Below are 16536 nucleotides of genomic sequence, written 5' to 3'. Positions count from 1 at the left end.
CCGGACCGGCCCCCGGCGCGCCGGTCAGGGGGCGCACTCCGTGTCGCGGGCGGGCAGTATGCCGTCCCGCAGGTAGTCGTTCGCCGCCTGACGGGCGCACGGGCCGTGCGGCGAGCCGAGGATCCCGTGCGTGCGGACGGGGACGGTCACCAGACGGGAGCCGCGCATCCTGCGGTGCATGCCCAGCCCGCCCTCGTACGGGGTGCGGGTGTCGCCGGCGGCCTGGAGCTGGAGGGCGGGCACGTCGTTGCGGATCTCCGGGAACCCCTCCCGCGGCCTCTCCCGCCAGAAGGCGCACGGCACGGGGCCGTTCACCAGCGGCCCGAACACCGGCTGTTCGGGGCGCGCCCGTTCGACGGCGCGCCGGTACCAGTCGGGGTCGCGCGGGGTCGTGACGTCGCCGCAGACGGTCGCCATGGCGGCGGAGAGGTCCGTGTCGGCCCCCGTGGCGCTCGGCCGCAGCAGGGCCGTCAGTACGGCGCGGAGGTCCTCGGAGGCCTCGACCGGCCGCCCCTCCGCCGCGTCGAGGAGTTGGCGCAGCGCGGCGGCGTACAGCGCGTTGTCGGCCTCGTCCATGCCGTACGCGTGCAGGACGAGCGGCAGTACGTGGTCGTCCACGTGGAAGCCGGCCACGGGTACGGGCCGCTCCGCCGCCTTCCGCACCAGGCCCTCGACGGTGGCGCGGACGGCCGCCGCGGTGGATCCGAGGCCGTGGCCGGGGTGCCGGGCGGCCCAGGCGGCGAAGTCGTCGAGCGCCCGCTCGCCGGCCGGGCCCATGGCCTGCTGTGCCCGCATCCAGTACGCGGCGGGGTCGGGCGCGCTGTCCAGCACCAGCCGGTCGACGCGTCCGGGGAACATCTGCGCGTACACCGCGCCGAGGACGGCGCCGTAGGACTGGCCGAAGAACGACGTCTTCCGCTCGCCCAGCACACTGCGGACGAGGTCCATGTCCCGGGCCGTGTTGCGGGTCGTCAGGTGCGGCAGTACGTCCGGGTGCTTCTTCCAGCAGGCGTCCGCGTCGGCCTTCGCCATCCGCAGGCCCTCCTCGAAGCCCGCCCGGTCCGCGCCCGCGGACCGCAGCCACGTCCCCCGCTCCAGCCCGCAGTCCAGCGGACTGCTGGCGCCGAGGCCGCGGGTGTCCATCCCGATGACGTCGTACGCCGCCGCGGTGTCGGGGGCCATCCAGGACCGCACGTCGGCCGGCACGGCGAGGCCCCGGGTGCCGGGCCCGCCCGGATTGGTCTGGAGGATGCCGCGGCGCTTCGCCGGGTCGGCGGCCCGGATCCGCGAGACCGCCATGCGGAGCGTGCGTCCGCGGGGGCGCGTAGTCCAGGGGCACGGTGACCGCCGTGCACTCCAGCCCTTCGGGGGCACGGTCGAGCCCGGGGCAGGCGGCCCAGGAGAGCGGCTGGCCGCGGAACCGCTCCAGGCCGTCGGCGGGGGCCGCCGAGGCGGCCGGGGCGGCGCCGGGTGCCGGTCCGGCGGCGAGGGAGAGGGCGAGGGCGGCGACGGCCGCGGGGCGCTTCATGGCCCTCACGCTAGGGACGGACCGGGCCGTCCCTCCATGGGGTGCGGCCCCCGCCGCGGGCTGCGGCGGGCCCCCCGCCGCCGGTGGGGTGAACCCCCGCATGGGGACCCGGCGGCGGGGCAGGCGGCGGAGGAGTCCGGACACCCGGTCCGGACTGCGTCCGGGAGGCAGACCATGGGACACGGTGGAGACGTGGTGCAGGAGCTCACCGCCGACCACGACGAGGTGAAGGAGTTCTTCGGCCGGCTGCAGACCGCCGCGGACGGCCGCGAGCGGCGGCGGATCGCCGACCGGCTGACCATCGAACTCGTACGGCACTCGGTCGCGGAGGAGCAGTACCTCTACCCGGCCGTGCGCGAACACCTCGACGGCGGCGACCTGATCGCCGACAAGGAGATCGCCGACCACACCCGCGTCGAGGAGATGCTGAAGGAGCTGGAGGCGATGGACCCGGGCGAGGCGCGGTTCGCGAGCTGCGTGGACGCCCTGCGGACCGAGGTCCTCGCGCACATCCGGGACGAGGAGGAGAACCTCTTCCCGACGCTGCGCCACAACTGCTCCCAGGAGGCGCTCGACGAACTCGGCGACCGCATCCGCCGGGCGAAGAAGACCGCCCCGACCCGCCCGCACCCGGGCAGCCCCTCCACACCCCCCGCGAACAAGCTCCTCGCGCCGGGCATGGGCATGGTGGACCGCGTCCGGGACTTCGTCACCGGCCGGGGCAAGACGGACTGACCGCAGCGCGCCGAGCCCGCCGCCCAGCCGCGCCGCCGACTCCCCGAAGCCGGCGGCGCGGCTGTCGGCGGCAACGCGCGTCCTCCGCGCCCTCCACGGCCCGGCGCCCCGCTGCCGCCGGGCTCCGTCACCGAGGACGTGCAGCGGCCCGCCCCCGGGCGACGTACGCAGCCGGGGGCGGGCCGCAGCGCGGGCAGCGTGCCTCAGCCGGCGCCGAAGCGCCCCCACACGCGGTGCTCGGGCAGCAGCCGGGCCAGCCGGCCGAACGCGTCCGTGCCGTCCGATCCGAGGGCGACGCCCTCGGCGCCGGCCGGCACGCCCGCGGCTTCCAGCAGCCGTTCCGCGCCGTCCCAGCCGCCCAGCGCCTTGCCGTGCCGGTACGCCTCGCCCAGCAGCAGCACCATGCGCGGGTCGGCGCCGTCGGCCTGCGGCAGCGCCGCCTTCGCGTCGAGGGCTCCTGCCGCGTCCGCCGCCGGAGCGGGGACACCGGCGAAAAGCAGGGCGTCGTACTCCACCGAGCGGGCCGTGGCGAAGGTGCGCTGGACGGTCAGCGCGTCCCCGTCGGAGCCGACGGTCCCGCCGGACGGCCCGATGACCAGCGGCAGCATGCCCGCCTCGGTGGCGGCGTCGCGGGCGGCCCGCACCTCGGAGAGGTCCCCCGTCCCGTCGGTGACGATCCCGAGGGTGCGGCCGTCGACCGGCCATGTGGAGCCCACCTGGGAGAGGGCCGGGCTGGGCTCGGGGTCGGCGAGCGGAACGGTCGCTTCGGGCGCCGGCAGGCCGAGCCCCTCCGCGACCCTCGCGCACAGCACCGGGTCGATGTTCGCCAGCACGCCCAGCTGCCGCTCCTTGACGGCCTGCTCGTAGCACTTGCCCAGTTCGAAGGTGTACGCGGCGATGATGTGCTCGCGCTCCGGCTGCGACATGCTCAGCCAGAACTGCCTCGGCTGCGTGAAGTGGTCCGCGTACGACAGCGGCGCCTCGCGGACCTTGCTCGCGGCGGGGACGGTGACGGGCGTCTCCACAAACGCCCCCGCCTCCGCGCCCGCGAGGAACGGGCAGCCCCCGTCCAGGCTGTTGGGGTGGTACGGGGCCACCCCGGTGTGCACGGCGGTCTGGTGCATCCCGTCGCGCAGCATGTCGTTGACGTCCGTGTGCGGGCGGTTGATCGGGAGCTGCGCGAAGTTGGGGCCGCCCAGGCGGGTGATCTGCGTGTCGAGGTAGGAGAAGAGCCGCCCGGCGAGCAGCGGGTCGTCCGTGACGTCGATGCCCGGCACGAGGTGGCCGACGTGGAAGGCGACCTGCTCGGTCTCGGCGAAGAAGTTCTTCGTGTTGGCGGTGAGCGTCAGCAGCCCGATCGGCTGCACCGGCGACAGCTCCTCCGGCACGATCTTGGTGGAGTCCAGCAGGTCGATACCCTCGAACGCCTGTTCGGGTGTGTCGGGGAAGACCTGCACGCCCAGCTCCCACTGCGGGAACGCACCCGCCTCGATCGCGTCGAAGAGGTCCCGGCGGTGGAAGTCCGGATCCACGCCGCCGAGGAGCTGCGCCTCCTCCCACACCAGGGAGTGCACGCCCAGTTTCGGCTTCCAGTGGAACTTCACCAGGGCCGTCCCGCCCGAGGCGTTGACCATGCGGAAGGTGTGGACGCCGAAGCCCTCCATCATCCGGTACGAGCGGGGGATGCCGCGGTCCGACATGTTCCACAGCGTGTGGTGGGCTGCCTCGGTGTGCAGGGAGACGAAGTCCCAGAACGTGTCGTGGGCGCTCTGCGCCTGCGGGATCTCCCGGTCCGGATGCGGCTTCCCGGCGTGGATGACGTCCGGGAACTTGACGGCGTCCTGGATGAAGAACACCGGGATGTTGTTCCCGACGAGGTCGAAGGTGCCCTCCTCGGTGTAGAACTTCGTCGCGAAGCCCCGGGTGTCGCGCACGGTGTCCGCCGACCCGCGGGAGCCCAGCACGGTGGAGAAGCGCACGAAGACGGGCGTCTCGACGTCCTTGGCGAGGAAGCGGGCCTTGCAGATCTCCGTGGCCGTGCCGTAGCCGGTGAAGACGCCGTGGGCGCCCGCGCCGCGGGCGTGCACCACCCGCTCGGGGATCCGCTCGTGGTCGAAGTGCATGATCTTCTCGCGCAGGTGGTGGTCCTGCAGCAGGACCGGGCCGCGCGGGCCCGCCTTCAGCGAGTGGTCCGTGTCGTACAGCCGGGTCCCCTGCGCGGTGGTCAGCCAGGGCCCGCCCTGCGCCCGCCGGTCCTGGCCGGCGCCGGTGGGCTGCCCGGTCGGTCCGACCGTCGCGGGCCCCTCCTGGTCGGGCTTCGGGGGCAGGGGCCCGCCGGGCTCGGTCGGCTCGGGCACCTGCGGCGGGACCGGCCCCGGGCTGCCGGGCACGGGGGCGCCGGCGGCGTTCGCGGGGTTCTTCTCTGCCATGGAGTGCTCCAGACGTCGCGGTGGCATCGGACGGCCGCCGGGGAGATCCCCCGCCGGCCCGGGTCCCCGGGCGCCTGCCCCGGCAGGCCGCCCCGATGCGTCCCCGGCCGCCGGACCTACCTGCGCGTCCCGCCGCCCGGCAGGAACTCCCGGACCTTGGCCTTCAGCCCCTGCCGGACGACGGCCCCGCGGTCGCTGTCACCGCGCAGCACCGCCTCGGCGGCCGCGGTGATCTGGTCCCACGTCGCGTGCGGCGGGATCGGCGGCACGGCCGGGTCGGTGCGGAAGTCGATGACGTACGGCCGGTCCGCGTCCAGGGCCCGGCGCCAGGCCGGCACCACGTCCTGCGGGTCCTCCACCCGCTCGCCGCCCAGCCCGAACAGGGCGGCCGCCTCCGCGTACGGCACGTCCGGGATGCTCTGCGAGGCCTCGAACTGCGGGGCGCCCTGCAGGGCCCGCATCTCCCACGTCACCTGGTTCAGGTCGCCGTTGTTCAGCACCGCGACGACCAGGCGCGGGTCGGACCACTCGCGGTGGTACTTCGCGGCGGTGATCAGCTCGGCCATCCCGTTCATCTGCATCGCCCCGTCGCCGACGAGCGCGATGGCCGGCCGGTCGGGGCAGGCGAACTTCGCGCCGATCGCGTACGGCACCCCCGGGCCCATCGTGGCGAGCGTCCCCGACAGGGAGCCGCGCATCCCGTCGCGCAGCCGCAGGTGCCGGGCGTACCAGTTCGCGGCCGACCCGGAGTCCGCGGTGACGATGGCGCCCTCCGGCAGCAGCCCGTCCAGCGCGTGCACCACGAACTCGGGGTTGAGCGGGTCCGCCGTCGCCTCGGCCCGCCCCTCCATCACCTTCCACCAGCGCGCCGTGCCCTTCTCGATCCCGGACCGCCAGGCCCGGTTGCCGCGGCGGCGGCGCAGCAGCGGCAGCAGGCGCCGCAGCGTCTCCGCGGCGTCCCCGACGACGTTCAGCTCGAACGGGTAGCGCAGGCCGACCATGCCCGGCTCGATGTCGATCTGCACCCCGCGGGCCTGCCCGAACTCGGGCAGGAACTGCGTGTACGGGAAACTGGAGCCGACCACCAGCAGGGTGTCGCAGTCCCGCATCATCTCGTACGACGGGCGCGTGCCCAGCAGGCCGATCGCCCCGGTGACGTACGGCAGGGTGTCCGGCAGGGCGTCCTTGCCGAGCAGCGCCTTCGCGACGCCCGCGCCGAGCACCTCGGCCACCTGCTCGACCTCCGCCCGGGCCCGCCGCGCCCCCTGCCCGATGAGGATGGCCGGCCGCTCGCCGGAGTTGAGGATCTCCGCCGCCCGCTCCAGGTCCTCGTCCGCCGGCACGGGCGCGTAGCGGCCGAGGCCCAGACTGGAGGGGACCTGCTTGAACTCGTGCGCGGGCGGCTCGTAGTCGAGGTCCTGCACGTCGGCGGGGACGATGACCGCCGTGGGCGCGCGCCGGGACGCGGCGATCCGCATGGCCCGGTCCAGGACGCCCGGCAGCTGCTGCGGCACGTTGACCGTCTCGCAGTAGTCGGACGCGACGTCCTTGTACAGGGCCGCCAGATCCACCTCCTGCTGGTACGAGCCGCCCATCGCGGTGCGGTCGGTCTGCCCGACGACGGCCACCACCGGGACGTGGTCGAGCTTCGCGTCGTACAGGCCGTTCAGCAGGTGGATCGCGCCCGGGCCGGAGGTGGCGACGCACACGCCCGTCCGGCCGGAGAACTTGGCGTACCCGACGGCCTGCATCGCCGACATCTCCTCGTGCCGGGACTGCACGAACCGCGGCCTGTCCTCCGCGCGGCCCCAGGCGGCCAGGAGGCCGTTGATGCCGTCCCCCGGATAGCCGAAGACGTACTCGACACCCCACTCCCGCAGGCGCTGCAACAACTGGTCGGCGACCTTCATCGGGCTGCTCCCTCCACGTCCGGTCCCATGGCCCGTCCGGCGCGCCTGCCCCGGGGCGCCCGCCCTACACGGGCCGCCGCGCGCCCGGCACCCGCCCGGCTCAGCCCTCGACGCCGGTCGCGTCGTGCGCCGACCCCACCGGCTTGGACTCCGGCGAACCGCGCTGGCGCAGGTAGACCGAGAGGATGACCATGGCCGCCACGGCCAGCAGCTCCGACTGCCAGTTCTGCAGCGTCCGGTCCCAGAAGTCCGGGGAGACCACGTACGCGCCCCAGCCGATCGGATCCTGGAGCCGGCGCAGCTGCTGCTCGTCGTAGGCCGCCATGCCCGATATCGACTGGGCCGCCCACGACAGCAGGAACACCGCGCCCATGACCAGGCCCAGCGAGCGCGAGTACAGCCCCTGCCGCCAGTCCTTCGTGCCGGCCCAGCGTGGCGAGTCCGCCCGCGCGTGGTCGCCGGCGCGCTGGTCGCGGTCGGACTCGGTGCCGACCTTGTGAAGCTCCTTCGACTCGGGGGAGCCGCGCTGGACCAGCCACACCGTGCCGAAGATGAACAGGAAGAACTGAAGGAACTCCGACTGCCAGTTCTCGCTGACGTCCACGGCGAAGTCCGAGGACGTCAGGTAGTCGCCCAGGCCGATCTGCTGGAGTCCGTCCGCGGCGAGGCCCTCGTTGAACTGGGCGTGCCCGGCCAGCGCCTGGAGGAAGAGGACGACGAGGAACGCCGAACCGAACGCCAGCGTCAGGCTGTTGTCCCGCCAGAAACTCCCGCCCTCCCGGCCCCGGGTGCCGTCCCCGCTCACCGGTGCATCGCCCCGATCGCGATGAAGTACCCCAGCCCGCCCACGATCACCACCAGACAGGCGACGAACAGACCCCGCATCCTCAACCGCCCTTCACTTCGCACGCGTACGGCTGCTCCCCGCGCGGTGTGCAGCCCGCGGCGACCACCCGCCACCCGTCCGCGAACTGCGACAGGAACAGCCGGTCCCGGCCCGCCCGGACCAGGGCCTGCCGCCCGTACACCCGGGGCCCGCCGACCGCAGTGGACACCGGCAGGTCCGCGCCCTCCAGCGCGTCCGGGCAGGGCTTCCGCTCGTCCTGCTCCAACTGCTTCCGGGTCTCGGGGGCGAGCAGGCCGCACGCCGCCGCGTAGTCACCGGAGGCCAGCGCCCGCTCGAAGGCGCGTCCGGCGCCCACAGCCCCGGCCTGGCGGCCTTCGGCCGCGCCGCAGCCCGCCAGCGGCACCACCAGCAGCACCACCAGCAGCCCGGCCGGCGCGGCGGCGCGTACGGCCGCCGCCCGCCGGGCCGCGGGCCCTCGCGTCCCCTGCCCATCCACGCGCGCCTCCCCGGAAGTGGCGGGGGCCGCGGAACGGCGGCCCGCCGTGGGTTCCCCCTACCCGCCGCCCCCCGCGCCCGCCGCCCTCCCCCAGCGGAATCGCCCGCCTGGCCCAGCTCCGTGCGCCCGTCCGCCGCAGCGCCCGCCGCGACACGGCCGGACGGGCCCGCACCTGCGGGCGTACCGGCGGCACAGGTGGTTACCTGGCCTTCCGCCGGGACGGCCCGGCACCGCCCGGCGGGGACGCGGCCACCCCGATCGTGCATCCGTACGGCCCGTTCCTCCGGAAGAGGCAGTGTGCAGGTGGTCGCAACGTCCGGAAGGGGGCCCATGGCCGGCACGCAGGCGGAGGCGGGCGGCAGGCGCACCGCGGACGGGGACGCGGCCGGCGCCCCCGCGACGGAGGCCGACGCGGCCGCGGCCGGCGCCGTCGAGGACGCGCTCCGCGCCCACGTCGCCGAACGGCTCGCCGAAGCGCACGCCACGGACGCGGCGTTCGCCCACGACGTCGCCGGACGCGTACGGGACATCGTCCTGCGCGGCGGCAAGCGGCTGCGGGCCCGGCTGCTGTGGTGGGGATGGCGCGCCTGCGGCGGACCCGCCGCCGGCCCCGGCGCCGACCGGGCCCGGGACCTGGCCGTCGCCCTCGAACTGCTCCAGGTGTGCGCCGTCGTCCACGACGACGTCATGGACCACTCGCCCGTCCGCCGCGGAGGCCCCTCCGCCCACGCCGACTTCGCCCTGCACCACACCCGTTCCGGCCTGCGCGGCTCCGCCGACGCCTACGGCACCGCCGGCGCGATCCTGGTCGGCGACCTCGCCCTCGCCTGGGCCGACGACCTCGCCGCCGCCACCGCGCTGGCCGTCCCCCACGGAACCCGGATCCACCGCGAATGGCGCGCCCTGCGCGCCGAGATGGCCGCCGGCCAGTACCTCGACCTCCGGGCGGCCGCCACCGGCTCCACCGGGCTCGACGAGGCCGTCCGGATCGCCCGCCTCAAGAGCGCCCTCTACACCGTGGAGCGACCGCTCGCGCTCGGGGCGGCGCTCGCCGGCGCCCCCGAGCGGACCACCTCCGTCCTGCGGTCCGCGGGCCGCTGCGCCGGGCTCGCCTTCCAGCTCCGCGACGACCTCCTCGGCGTGTTCGGCGACCCGCGCGACACCGGCAAGCCCGCCGAGGACCTCCGCGCGGGCAAGCTCACCTACCTGCGGGCCCTCGCCGTCCGGCTGGCCGCCCGCTCCGGCGACACCGCCGCCCTGCACGCGCTCACCGCGGCCCCCGGACCGCACACCGGCGGCACCGGGGCCCCCGCGGCGGCCGCCCGGGAGGCCCTCGAACGCACCGGCGCCCGCGAGGTCGTCGAGGCCAGGATCGCCCGCCTCGTCCGCACCGGCGAACGCCGCCTCGCCGAACTCCGCGCCGAACCGGACGCCGTGGCCGCCCTCGCGGGACTCCTCGCCCAGGCCGCAGGAGTCGACACGGCCGCCGCCGCCGCGGGAGGCCGCCGATGAGGACCGTCCCCGGCCGTACGGACCACGTCGTCGTCGTCGGCGCCGGCCTGTCCGGCCTGTCCGCCGCGCTCCACCTGCTCGGCGGCGGCCGCCGCGTCACCGTCGTCGAACGGGAGGACGGGCCCGGCGGCCGCGCCGGCCGCGCACGGCTCGGCGGCTACCTCCTCGACACCGGCCCCACCGTGCTGACCATGCCCCACCTCGCCGACGAGGCGTTCGCCGCCGTCGGCGACTCGCTCGCCGCCCGCGTCGAACTGACCCCGCTGCACCCCGCCTACCGCGCGCGGTTCGCCGACGGGACCGCCCTCGACGTCCACACCGACGCCGACGCCATGGAGGAGGAGGTCCGCGCCTTCGCCGGACCCCGCGAGGCCGCCGGCTACCGCAGCCTGCGCACCTGGCTGACATCCCTCTACCAGGCCCAGATGCGGCGCTTCATCGACACCAACTTCGACTCCCCGCTCCAGCTCCTCCACCCCGACCTCGCCCGGCTCGCCGCCCTGCGCGGCTTCGGACGGCTCGACGCGCAGATCGGGCGCCACCTGGCCGACCCCCGCCTGCGCCGGGTGTTCTCCTTCCAGTCGCTGTACGCGGGCGTGCCGCCCGCCCGCGCCCTCGCCGCGTACGCCGTCATCGCCTACATGGACACCGTTGCCGGCGTCTACTTCCCCAAGGGCGGCATGCACGCCCTGCCGGCCGCGATGGCCGACGCCGCCCGCGCCGCAGGCGCCGAGTTCCGGTACGGCACCGGCGCCGCCGGCCTGCGCACCGCGGCAGGCCGGGCCACCGCCGTGCGGCTCGCGGACGGCGAGGAGATCCCCTGCGACGCCGTCGTCCTCACCCCCGACCTGCCCGTCGCCTACCGGCTGCTGGGCCGCCCCCCGCGCCGCCCGCTCCGGCTGCGGCACGCCCCGTCCGCGGTCGTCCTCCATGCCGGCACCCGCCGCACCTGGACCGGCCTCGGCCACCACACCATCTCCTTCGGCGCCGCCTGGAAGCGCACCTTCGACGAGATCACCCGGACCGGCCGCCTCATGAGCGACCCGTCGCTCCTCATCACCCGGCCCACCGCCCACGACCCCGCGCTCGCCCCGCCGGGCCGCCACCTGCACTACGTGCTCGCGCCCTGCCCCAACACCGCGACCGGCCCCTCCGCCGCCACGTGGCGGGACCTCGGCCCCCGCTACCGCGACAGCCTCGTACGGGAGCTGGAACGCCGCGGCCTGGACGGCTTCGACGCCGCCACCGAGGAGGAACTGCTCGTCACCCCGGCCGACTGGACCGCCCTCGGGCACGCCGCCGGCACGCCGTTCTCCGCCGCCCACACCTTCGCCCAGACCGGCCCGTTCCGCCCCCGCAACCTGGTCGGCGGCGTCGAGAACGCCGTGCTCGCCGGATGCGGAACCACCCCCGGCGTCGGCGTCCCCACCGTGCTGATCAGCGGCAAGCTCGCCGCCCTGCGCATCCTCGGACCCGGGCGGGAGCGCCGCCCGTGACCCGCCGCGAACTCGACGCCGCCGGCATCGCCGACCCGCAGCTGCGCGCCGCCTACCGGCACTGCCGCCGGCTCAACGCCCGGCACGGGCGGACGTACTTCCTCGCGACCCGGCTGCTGCCCGTGCACCACCGCCCCGCCGTGCACGCCCTCTACGGCTTCGCACGCTGGGCCGACGACATCGTCGACGACCTGGCCTGCCGGACCCCGCCGCAGGTCCGCGACGCCCGGCTCGCCCGGCTCGCGGACGCCCTCGACGACGGCCTGCGCACCGGCCGCAGCAGCGAGCCCGTCGTGCGCGCGCTCGCCCACACCGCCGACCGGTACGCGATCCCCGCCGCGCACTTCACCGACTTCATGGCCTCCATGCGCGACGACCTCACCGTCACCGACTACCCCACCTACGCCGAGCTGCGCCGCTACATGCACGGCTCGGCCGCCGTCATCGGACTCCAGATGCTGCCCGTGCTCGGCACCGTCGCCCCGCGCGAGGAAGCCGCCCCGCACGCCGCCGCGCTCGGCGTCGCCTTCCAGCTCACCAACTTCATCCGGGACGTCGGCGAGGACCTCGACCGCGGCCGGGTCTACCTGCCGGGCGACCTCCTCGCCGCACACGGCGCGGACCGAGCCCTCCTGGAGTGGAGCCGGGCCACCGGCCGGCCCGACCCGCGGATCCGCGCCGCCCTGGAGGCCGCGGCCGACCTCACCCGCGGCGTCTACCGGGAGGCGGAGCCGGGCATCGCCATGCTCGACCCCCGCTCCCGCCCCTGCATCCGCACCGCGTACCGGCTGTACGGCGCCATCCTGGACGCCGTCGCGGCCGACGGGTACGCCGTCGTCCACCGCCGGGCGGTCGTACCGCGGCGGCAGCGGGCCCGAGAAGCGGCGGCCGGCCTCGCGGGCGTCGTCGCGGCACGGCTGCGCGCCCGCCGGACGCCCGCGCCGCGGGAGGCAGCCGCCGCAAGGGGAGAGGGTGGGACGGCATGACGGATGCCGGAGGAGCACGGCGCGGGCGGCGCAGGCTGCCGCTGCGGGCGGGTCGGCGCGTGCCCTGGGAGCGGCAGGCCCCCACGTGGCGCGAGGCCAGGCCGGCGCTCATCGCGGACGCCCTCAAGCGGGCGGCGTCCCAGCCGTCCGGCAACTGGTACGTCCTCGGTGCCTCACGGGCCGTCGGCGCCGGCGGCCGGCCGTTCGGGCGGACCATCGCGGGAACGGAGGTCGTCGCCTGGCGCGACGCCTCGGGCGCGCTCCGGGCCGGACCGGGCGCCTGCCCGCACCTGGGGGCCCCGCTGCGCGACAGCCGCGTCGTGTGCGGCGTGCTCGTCTGCCACTGGCACGGACTCGCCCTGCGCGGCGGCGAGCCGTTCGCCGGCTGGGAGCCGCTGCCCGTCCACGACGACGGCGTCCTCGCCTGGGTCCGGCTCGACGAGGCGGGCGGGGAGCCGCCGCTGGACCGGCCCGTCGTCCCGCGGCGGCCGGAACACGGCGCGGTGGACGCCGTGTTCGAGGCGGTGGGCCGGTGCGAGCCCGAGGACGTCGTGGCGAACCGGCTGGACCCCTGGCACGGATCCTGGTTCCACCCGTACTCCTTCACCGACCTCACCGTCGTGGGGATCCCGGACGGGCGCTCCGGCGCGGACGCCTTCACCGTCGATGTCTCGTTCAAGGTCGGCGGCCGGCTGGTCGTCCCCGTACGGGCCGAGTTCACCGCGCCCGAGCCGCGGACCGTCGTCATGCACATCACCGAGGGCGAGGGCGTCTCGTCGGTGGTGGAGACCCACGCGACCCCGCTGGGGCCCGGCCCGGACGGCCGGCCCCGCACGGCGGTGACCGAAGCCGTGGTCGCCGCCTCGGACCGCCGCGGCTTCGCCGCCGCCAGAGCCCTCGCACCGGCCCTGCGCCCCCTGATCCGGTGGACCGCGGGCCGCCTCTGGCGCGACGACCTGGCCTACGCCGAACGCCGCTACCACCTCCGCGCCACGGGCCGCTTCCCCGGCTGAACCCGCGGCGTCAGGAGTCGGCGGCGAGGGAGGCGAGGGTCCGCAGGAGGGGGGAGCGCCCCTTGCGGGGGACCGTCCACAGGGGGTGGCCGCGGACGCCCCATCGCTGTAGGAGCGTGTTCGCCGCCTGGATGCCCGTCGTCGCCGCGCGTTCCATCAGGGCGACGGGGAGGTCGCCGCGGACCAGGTCGCCCGCCGCCACCACGGCCGGGTGCGGGGTGCGTACGCCGGGGCGGGCCGCGTAGCCGCCGACGGGGAACAGGGGGCAGTCCTCGTGCCATTCGTGGCGGGAGTCCACGACGCGGGCCGCGGCCGTCTCCGGGTAGACCTCGTGCAGCCGGTCCAGCAGGCCGCGCTCCACGCCGCCGCGGTCGCGGGCCGCGGGCCCGTCCACGGCGTACGCGTGGAGCTCCACGACGCTGCCGCCGGTGCGCCCGGCCCACCGGGCGGCCTCGCCCTCCCAGCGGTCCAGGACGCTGACGTTGTCCAGCCCGCCGTACCCGCTCGTGCCGAGGAACCCCGGCCGGTCCCGGCGGACGGGCCGGTCCAGCCACAGCCGCGACACGAGGAACGGCGGCGCGGTGCGCTGCGCGGCGATCCCGGCCCGCCACGCTCCGTCGCCCAGGCCGGGGGAGCCGGCCACCAGCGACCGCAGGCCCGGTACGTCCAGGGCGAGCACGACGGCGTCGTGGCGGGCGCCGGCGCCGCCGGACTCGACGCCGAGCGTCCCGTCGGCCTGGGGGACGACCGCGTCGACTGGCGCACCGGTGCGGACGTCCGCGCCCAGCCGGTCGAGGTAGCGGCCGAGCGGCTCCCACAGCGCCTGCGGGAACGGCTCGTCGGGCAGGTCGAACAGCAGCCCCTCGGCGGAGCCGAGGAAGTAGATGTGGAACATCAGCAGCAGCTCGGCCGCCGACAGCTCCCCCGGGTCGGCGAAGAAGCTGCGGGAGAACACCTCGAAGGCCAGGTGGTGGGCGGCCTCCGGGAAGTTGACGGCGGCGAGGAAGTCGCGGGCGCTGACCCCGTCGAACCGCTCGTACACGTCCGGCACCCGGACGTCGAGCAGCGGCAGTGCCGCCCGCGGGTTGAGGGCGGCCAGGTCGCGCCAGCCGAAGGTGGGGCTGAGCGCGACGAAGCCGAGGGCGCTCCACGGAGGGGTGCGGGGGACCCGGGCGAAGCTGTCGGTCAGCCCGCCCCGGTGGCGCAGCGGGTAGTCGGGTACGGGGGTCAGGGCGGAGAGGGCGGGGTCGGCCCGGCGCAGCAGGCCGCGCAGGTTGTAGTACTGGCGGAAGAACGCGTGGAATCCGCGGCTCATCGTCACCGTCGAGCCGTCGGCAAGCTGTGTGGGCCATCCGGCGAGCCGTCCGCCCAGCACCGGCCGGCGCTCGTACAGCGTGACGCGTACGCCGCGTTCCGCGAGGGCGGTGGCGGCGGCCAGGCCGGCGATGCCCCCGCCGACCACCGCGGCCCGCGGGGCTCCCGCCCCGGTGAAGCGGGGCCTGCCGGGCGGCGGCAGCAGGATTTCGGCGCGGCGGTCCCGGCCGCGGCGGGGTGCGCGGGCCGGGCCGGGGGAGGGGCGTACGCCCGCGGCGCTCATGCGGCGCCCCCGTTCGCGGCGGGCACGGGCCGGCTGCCGAGGAAGGTGTGGACGATGCCCGTCTGCCAGCCGGGCACCGGAAGCACCCGTACGCCCGAGAACCCGGCCGCCGCCATCCGCTCCGCGAACCGCGGGGCCGTGTCGAACGCCCGCACGCTGCCGTGGAGATGGCGGTACAGGCCCCGGTTGCCCGTGAGCGACCCGGCCGGGATGACGACCGCCCGGCACACCGCCGACCAGACCGCCCGGTGCGCGGGGGACCCGCTGAGGCTGTAGTCGTGCACCGCGAGCCGCCCCCCGTCGCACAGCAGCGAGCGCACGGAGGCCAGTACGGCGTCGGGGTCGGACACGTTCCGGAAGAGGTAGCCGGCGAACACCGCGTCGAACGGGCCGGTGACCCCTGCCTCGGCGAGCCGCTCCACCGGGGCGTGCACGAAGCGCACCCCCGCCGGCCACCGCTTGGCCGCGGCCCGCCGCAGCATCCCCGCGGACGCGTCGACAGCGGTGATCCGCGCGTACGGCGCGGCGCGCAGCAGCGCCGCGGTGGATGCCCCGGTCCCGCACCCGGCGTCCAGGAGGTGCAGGCCGGCCCCGCCGGCGGGCAGGCGGAGCCGGCGGGCGGAGCGCCGGAGGTCGGCGTGGTAGCCGGCGTTGAGGCCGGTGAGCCGGTCGTAGGTGCCGGACGCCCGGTCGAAGGCGCGGGCGAGGTCAGCGCCCCGCAGCAGTCTCGTCGTCTGGTTCATCGGGCCTCGTTTCACGGGGGGCGGCGGGCGCGGCCTTGCGGGGCAGGAAGGGCAGTTCGGCGACGGTGCGGAGCATGGGTGCGACGGGGGTGGCGCACCCGACGAGCAGGTCCTCCCACAGGGACGTGGTCCCGTCGAGGAAGCGCAGCACCCGTTCGGCGGGCACCCTGCGGAAGAGGTCGGTGAAGAAGCGGGGGCCGTCGATCCGGCCGGTGTCCAGGGCGCGGAGGACGACGGCGTCCATCGCGAGGGCCCGGCGGCGGTGCGGCGCGGGCAGCCGCGGGGCCCGCCCGTCGCGCAGGGCGGCCGCGACGGCCCGGGTCTGCCGCTGGACGGCGGAGAACGTGTAGCCGGTCGAGGGCCGGGTCGCGCCGCCGGCGGCGCCGATGAGGTGGACGCGGGCCCCGGCCCGGCGGCGGTGGCGCGCGTCGGTCATCGGGATCACCCCCGACTCCACCGCCCGCACCTCGAACGGCCCCAGCCGCAGCACCTCGCGGGTGTACTGCTCCAGGGCGGCCGTGTAGGCGTCGCGGGCCAGCGGGGCGCGGGAGAACTGCGTGTACTCGACGAGTGCCTCCGCCGGCCCGAGCGGCAGGACGTAGCCGAAGGCGAGCCCGCGGGCCGGCTGCGGTACCCGGAAGTCCATCAGCTCGACCACGTCCGGGTCGAAGGCCGGGCGGGCGGTGCGGACGAACCAGCCGCGGAAGTGCTGGAGCAGCACGGTCCGGGCCGGCGGGAGCGCGGGCAGCGGACGCGAGTCGAACAGGTGGCGGCCGCGGACCGTGAGGCGGCGGCCGTCGGCGCCGGCGCACACCGCCTCCGCGCCGCCCGCGATGTCGCGGACGGTCTCCGCGGTCGCCGCCACGAGCCGGACGGCGGGCAGAGCGGACAGCCGGGAGCGGACCGACGCCTCGAACGCGTCCGACCGCAGCATCCGGTACCGCAGCTCCCGCAGCTCGCCGTCGACGACACCGCCGTCGCGGCCCCGGACCCGCAGCCGCGCCCAGGACGCGGCCTCGGCCTCGGGGTGGTCGGCCGGACCGGCCTGCCAGAAGCACCACGTGCGGTCGCCGGGGCGCAGCCCGCGCCGGGGCGTCTCCACGACGGCGACGGACAGCTCGCGCCGGGCGCCCGGGAGGGTGAGGGCGTGGGCGAGCGACAGCCCCGCAGCCCCGCCGCCGACGATCACCACATCGACGTCGGCCTCCGCCCCGCGCCCCACGCCCCGCCTCCTTCCCGCACCG

13 protein-coding genes are annotated in these 16536 nt (G+C 76.5%); 5 read left to right on the top strand and 8 right to left on the bottom strand.

The genetic code is table 11. From position 1 onward, the window contains the following. Nucleotides 1-24 precede the first annotated feature (24 nt). Nucleotides 25-1299: an alpha/beta hydrolase gene (locus tag ACZ462_RS24830; protein ID WP_467808362.1), complete on the bottom strand. Its 1275-nt coding sequence runs from the start codon at nucleotides 1297-1299 to the stop codon at nucleotides 25-27. Between the two features lie 403 nt (nucleotides 1300-1702). On the opposite strand from ACZ462_RS24830, the gene ACZ462_RS24825 reads away from it, so the two are divergent. Next, nucleotides 1703-2263, top strand: a complete 561-nt coding sequence (locus ACZ462_RS24825; RefSeq protein ID WP_467808363.1) for a hemerythrin domain-containing protein — start codon at nucleotides 1703-1705, stop codon at nucleotides 2261-2263. Between the two features lie 203 nt (nucleotides 2264-2466). On the opposite strand, the gene ACZ462_RS24820 is transcribed toward ACZ462_RS24825, so the two are convergent. The 4 genes from ACZ462_RS24820 to ACZ462_RS24805 form a co-directional block, all read right to left on the bottom strand. Beyond that, nucleotides 2467-4692 carry a catalase gene (locus tag ACZ462_RS24820; RefSeq protein ID WP_467808364.1) on the bottom strand — a complete coding sequence of 742 codons (2226 nt, stop codon included), beginning with the start codon at nucleotides 4690-4692 and terminating at the stop codon, nucleotides 2467-2469. 116 nt (nucleotides 4693-4808) lie between these two features. Then, nucleotides 4809-6602 (bottom strand): thiamine pyrophosphate-requiring protein, encoded by a 1794-nt coding sequence (locus ACZ462_RS24815; protein WP_467808366.1) that lies wholly within the window; start codon nucleotides 6600-6602, stop codon nucleotides 4809-4811. A 100-nt stretch (nucleotides 6603-6702) separates the two neighbouring features. Beyond that, a complete protein-coding gene (locus ACZ462_RS24810; protein WP_467808368.1) occupies nucleotides 6703-7407 on the bottom strand; it encodes a DUF6766 family protein in 705 nt (234 codons plus the stop codon). Nucleotides 7408-7489: 82 nt separating this feature from the next. Further along, nucleotides 7490-7945 (bottom strand): hypothetical protein, encoded by a 456-nt coding sequence (locus ACZ462_RS24805; protein ID WP_467808369.1) that lies wholly within the window; start codon nucleotides 7943-7945, stop codon nucleotides 7490-7492. Nucleotides 7946-8275: 330 nt separating this feature from the next. Here ACZ462_RS24805 and ACZ462_RS24800 point away from each other — a divergent pair, with 330 nt between their 5' ends. The 4 genes from ACZ462_RS24800 to ACZ462_RS24785 are packed head-to-tail and all read left to right on the top strand — an operon-like array spanning nucleotide 8276 to nucleotide 12952. Further along, nucleotides 8276-9457 (top strand): polyprenyl synthetase family protein, encoded by a 1182-nt coding sequence (locus ACZ462_RS24800; protein ID WP_467808371.1) that lies wholly within the window; start codon nucleotides 8276-8278, stop codon nucleotides 9455-9457. Further along, nucleotides 9454-10953, top strand: a complete 1500-nt coding sequence (crtI, locus tag ACZ462_RS24795) for a phytoene desaturase family protein (protein WP_467808373.1) — start codon at nucleotides 9454-9456, stop codon at nucleotides 10951-10953. Before ACZ462_RS24800 ends, crtI begins: the two co-directional genes overlap by 4 nt. Next, nucleotides 10950-11939 carry a phytoene/squalene synthase family protein gene (locus ACZ462_RS24790; protein ID WP_467808374.1) on the top strand — a complete coding sequence of 330 codons (990 nt, stop codon included), beginning with the start codon at nucleotides 10950-10952 and terminating at the stop codon, nucleotides 11937-11939. The genes crtI and ACZ462_RS24790 overlap by 4 nt, the downstream gene beginning before the upstream one ends. Continuing rightward, nucleotides 11936-12952 carry a DUF5914 domain-containing protein gene (locus ACZ462_RS24785; RefSeq protein ID WP_467808375.1) on the top strand — a complete coding sequence of 339 codons (1017 nt, stop codon included), beginning with the start codon at nucleotides 11936-11938 and terminating at the stop codon, nucleotides 12950-12952. Before ACZ462_RS24790 ends, ACZ462_RS24785 begins: the two co-directional genes overlap by 4 nt. A gap of 10 nt (nucleotides 12953-12962) precedes the next feature. Here ACZ462_RS24785 and ACZ462_RS24780 read toward each other — a convergent pair whose 3' ends face one another. From ACZ462_RS24780 to ACZ462_RS24770, 3 genes are read right to left on the bottom strand one after another with little or no spacing between them, the layout of a single operon-like run. Then, nucleotides 12963-14549 carry an FAD-dependent oxidoreductase gene (locus tag ACZ462_RS24780; protein ID WP_467808377.1) on the bottom strand — a complete coding sequence of 529 codons (1587 nt, stop codon included), beginning with the start codon at nucleotides 14547-14549 and terminating at the stop codon, nucleotides 12963-12965. After that, nucleotides 14546-15292 (bottom strand): class I SAM-dependent methyltransferase, encoded by a 747-nt coding sequence (locus ACZ462_RS24775; protein WP_467808379.1) that lies wholly within the window; start codon nucleotides 15290-15292, stop codon nucleotides 14546-14548. The genes ACZ462_RS24780 and ACZ462_RS24775 overlap by 4 nt, the downstream gene beginning before the upstream one ends. Next, nucleotides 15258-16514 (bottom strand): lycopene cyclase family protein, encoded by a 1257-nt coding sequence (locus ACZ462_RS24770; protein WP_467808381.1) that lies wholly within the window; start codon nucleotides 16512-16514, stop codon nucleotides 15258-15260. Before ACZ462_RS24770 ends, ACZ462_RS24775 begins: the two co-directional genes overlap by 35 nt. Nucleotides 16515-16536 lie beyond the last annotated feature (22 nt).

This window comes from Streptomyces sp. NPDC031121 (assembly GCF_055570615.1).
The sequence above is the reverse complement of the archived record's forward strand: the minus strand, read 5'-3'. Positions and strand labels throughout refer to the sequence as shown.

Bases quoted from the DNA above. Each gene is read 5' to 3' on its own strand.
- ACZ462_RS24830 (WP_467808362.1), bottom strand. From the start codon at position 1,299: ATGGCGGTCTCGCGGATCCGGGCCGCCGACCCGGCGAAGCGCCGCGGC.
- ACZ462_RS24825 (WP_467808363.1), top strand. From the start codon at position 1,703: ATGGGACACGGTGGAGACGTGGTGCAGGAGCTCACCGCCGACCACGAC.
- ACZ462_RS24820 (WP_467808364.1), bottom strand. From the start codon at position 4,692: ATGGCAGAGAAGAACCCCGCGAACGCCGCCGGCGCCCCCGTGCCCGGC.
- ACZ462_RS24815 (WP_467808366.1), bottom strand. From the start codon at position 6,602: ATGAAGGTCGCCGACCAGTTGTTGCAGCGCCTGCGGGAGTGGGGTGTC.
- ACZ462_RS24800 (WP_467808371.1), top strand. From the start codon at position 8,276: ATGGCCGGCACGCAGGCGGAGGCGGGCGGCAGGCGCACCGCGGACGGG.
- crtI (WP_467808373.1), top strand. From the start codon at position 9,454: ATGAGGACCGTCCCCGGCCGTACGGACCACGTCGTCGTCGTCGGCGCC.
- ACZ462_RS24785 (WP_467808375.1), top strand. From the start codon at position 11,936: ATGACGGATGCCGGAGGAGCACGGCGCGGGCGGCGCAGGCTGCCGCTG.
- ACZ462_RS24780 (WP_467808377.1), bottom strand. From the start codon at position 14,549: ATGAGCGCCGCGGGCGTACGCCCCTCCCCCGGCCCGGCCCGCGCACCC.
- ACZ462_RS24775 (WP_467808379.1), bottom strand. From the start codon at position 15,292: ATGAACCAGACGACGAGACTGCTGCGGGGCGCTGACCTCGCCCGCGCC.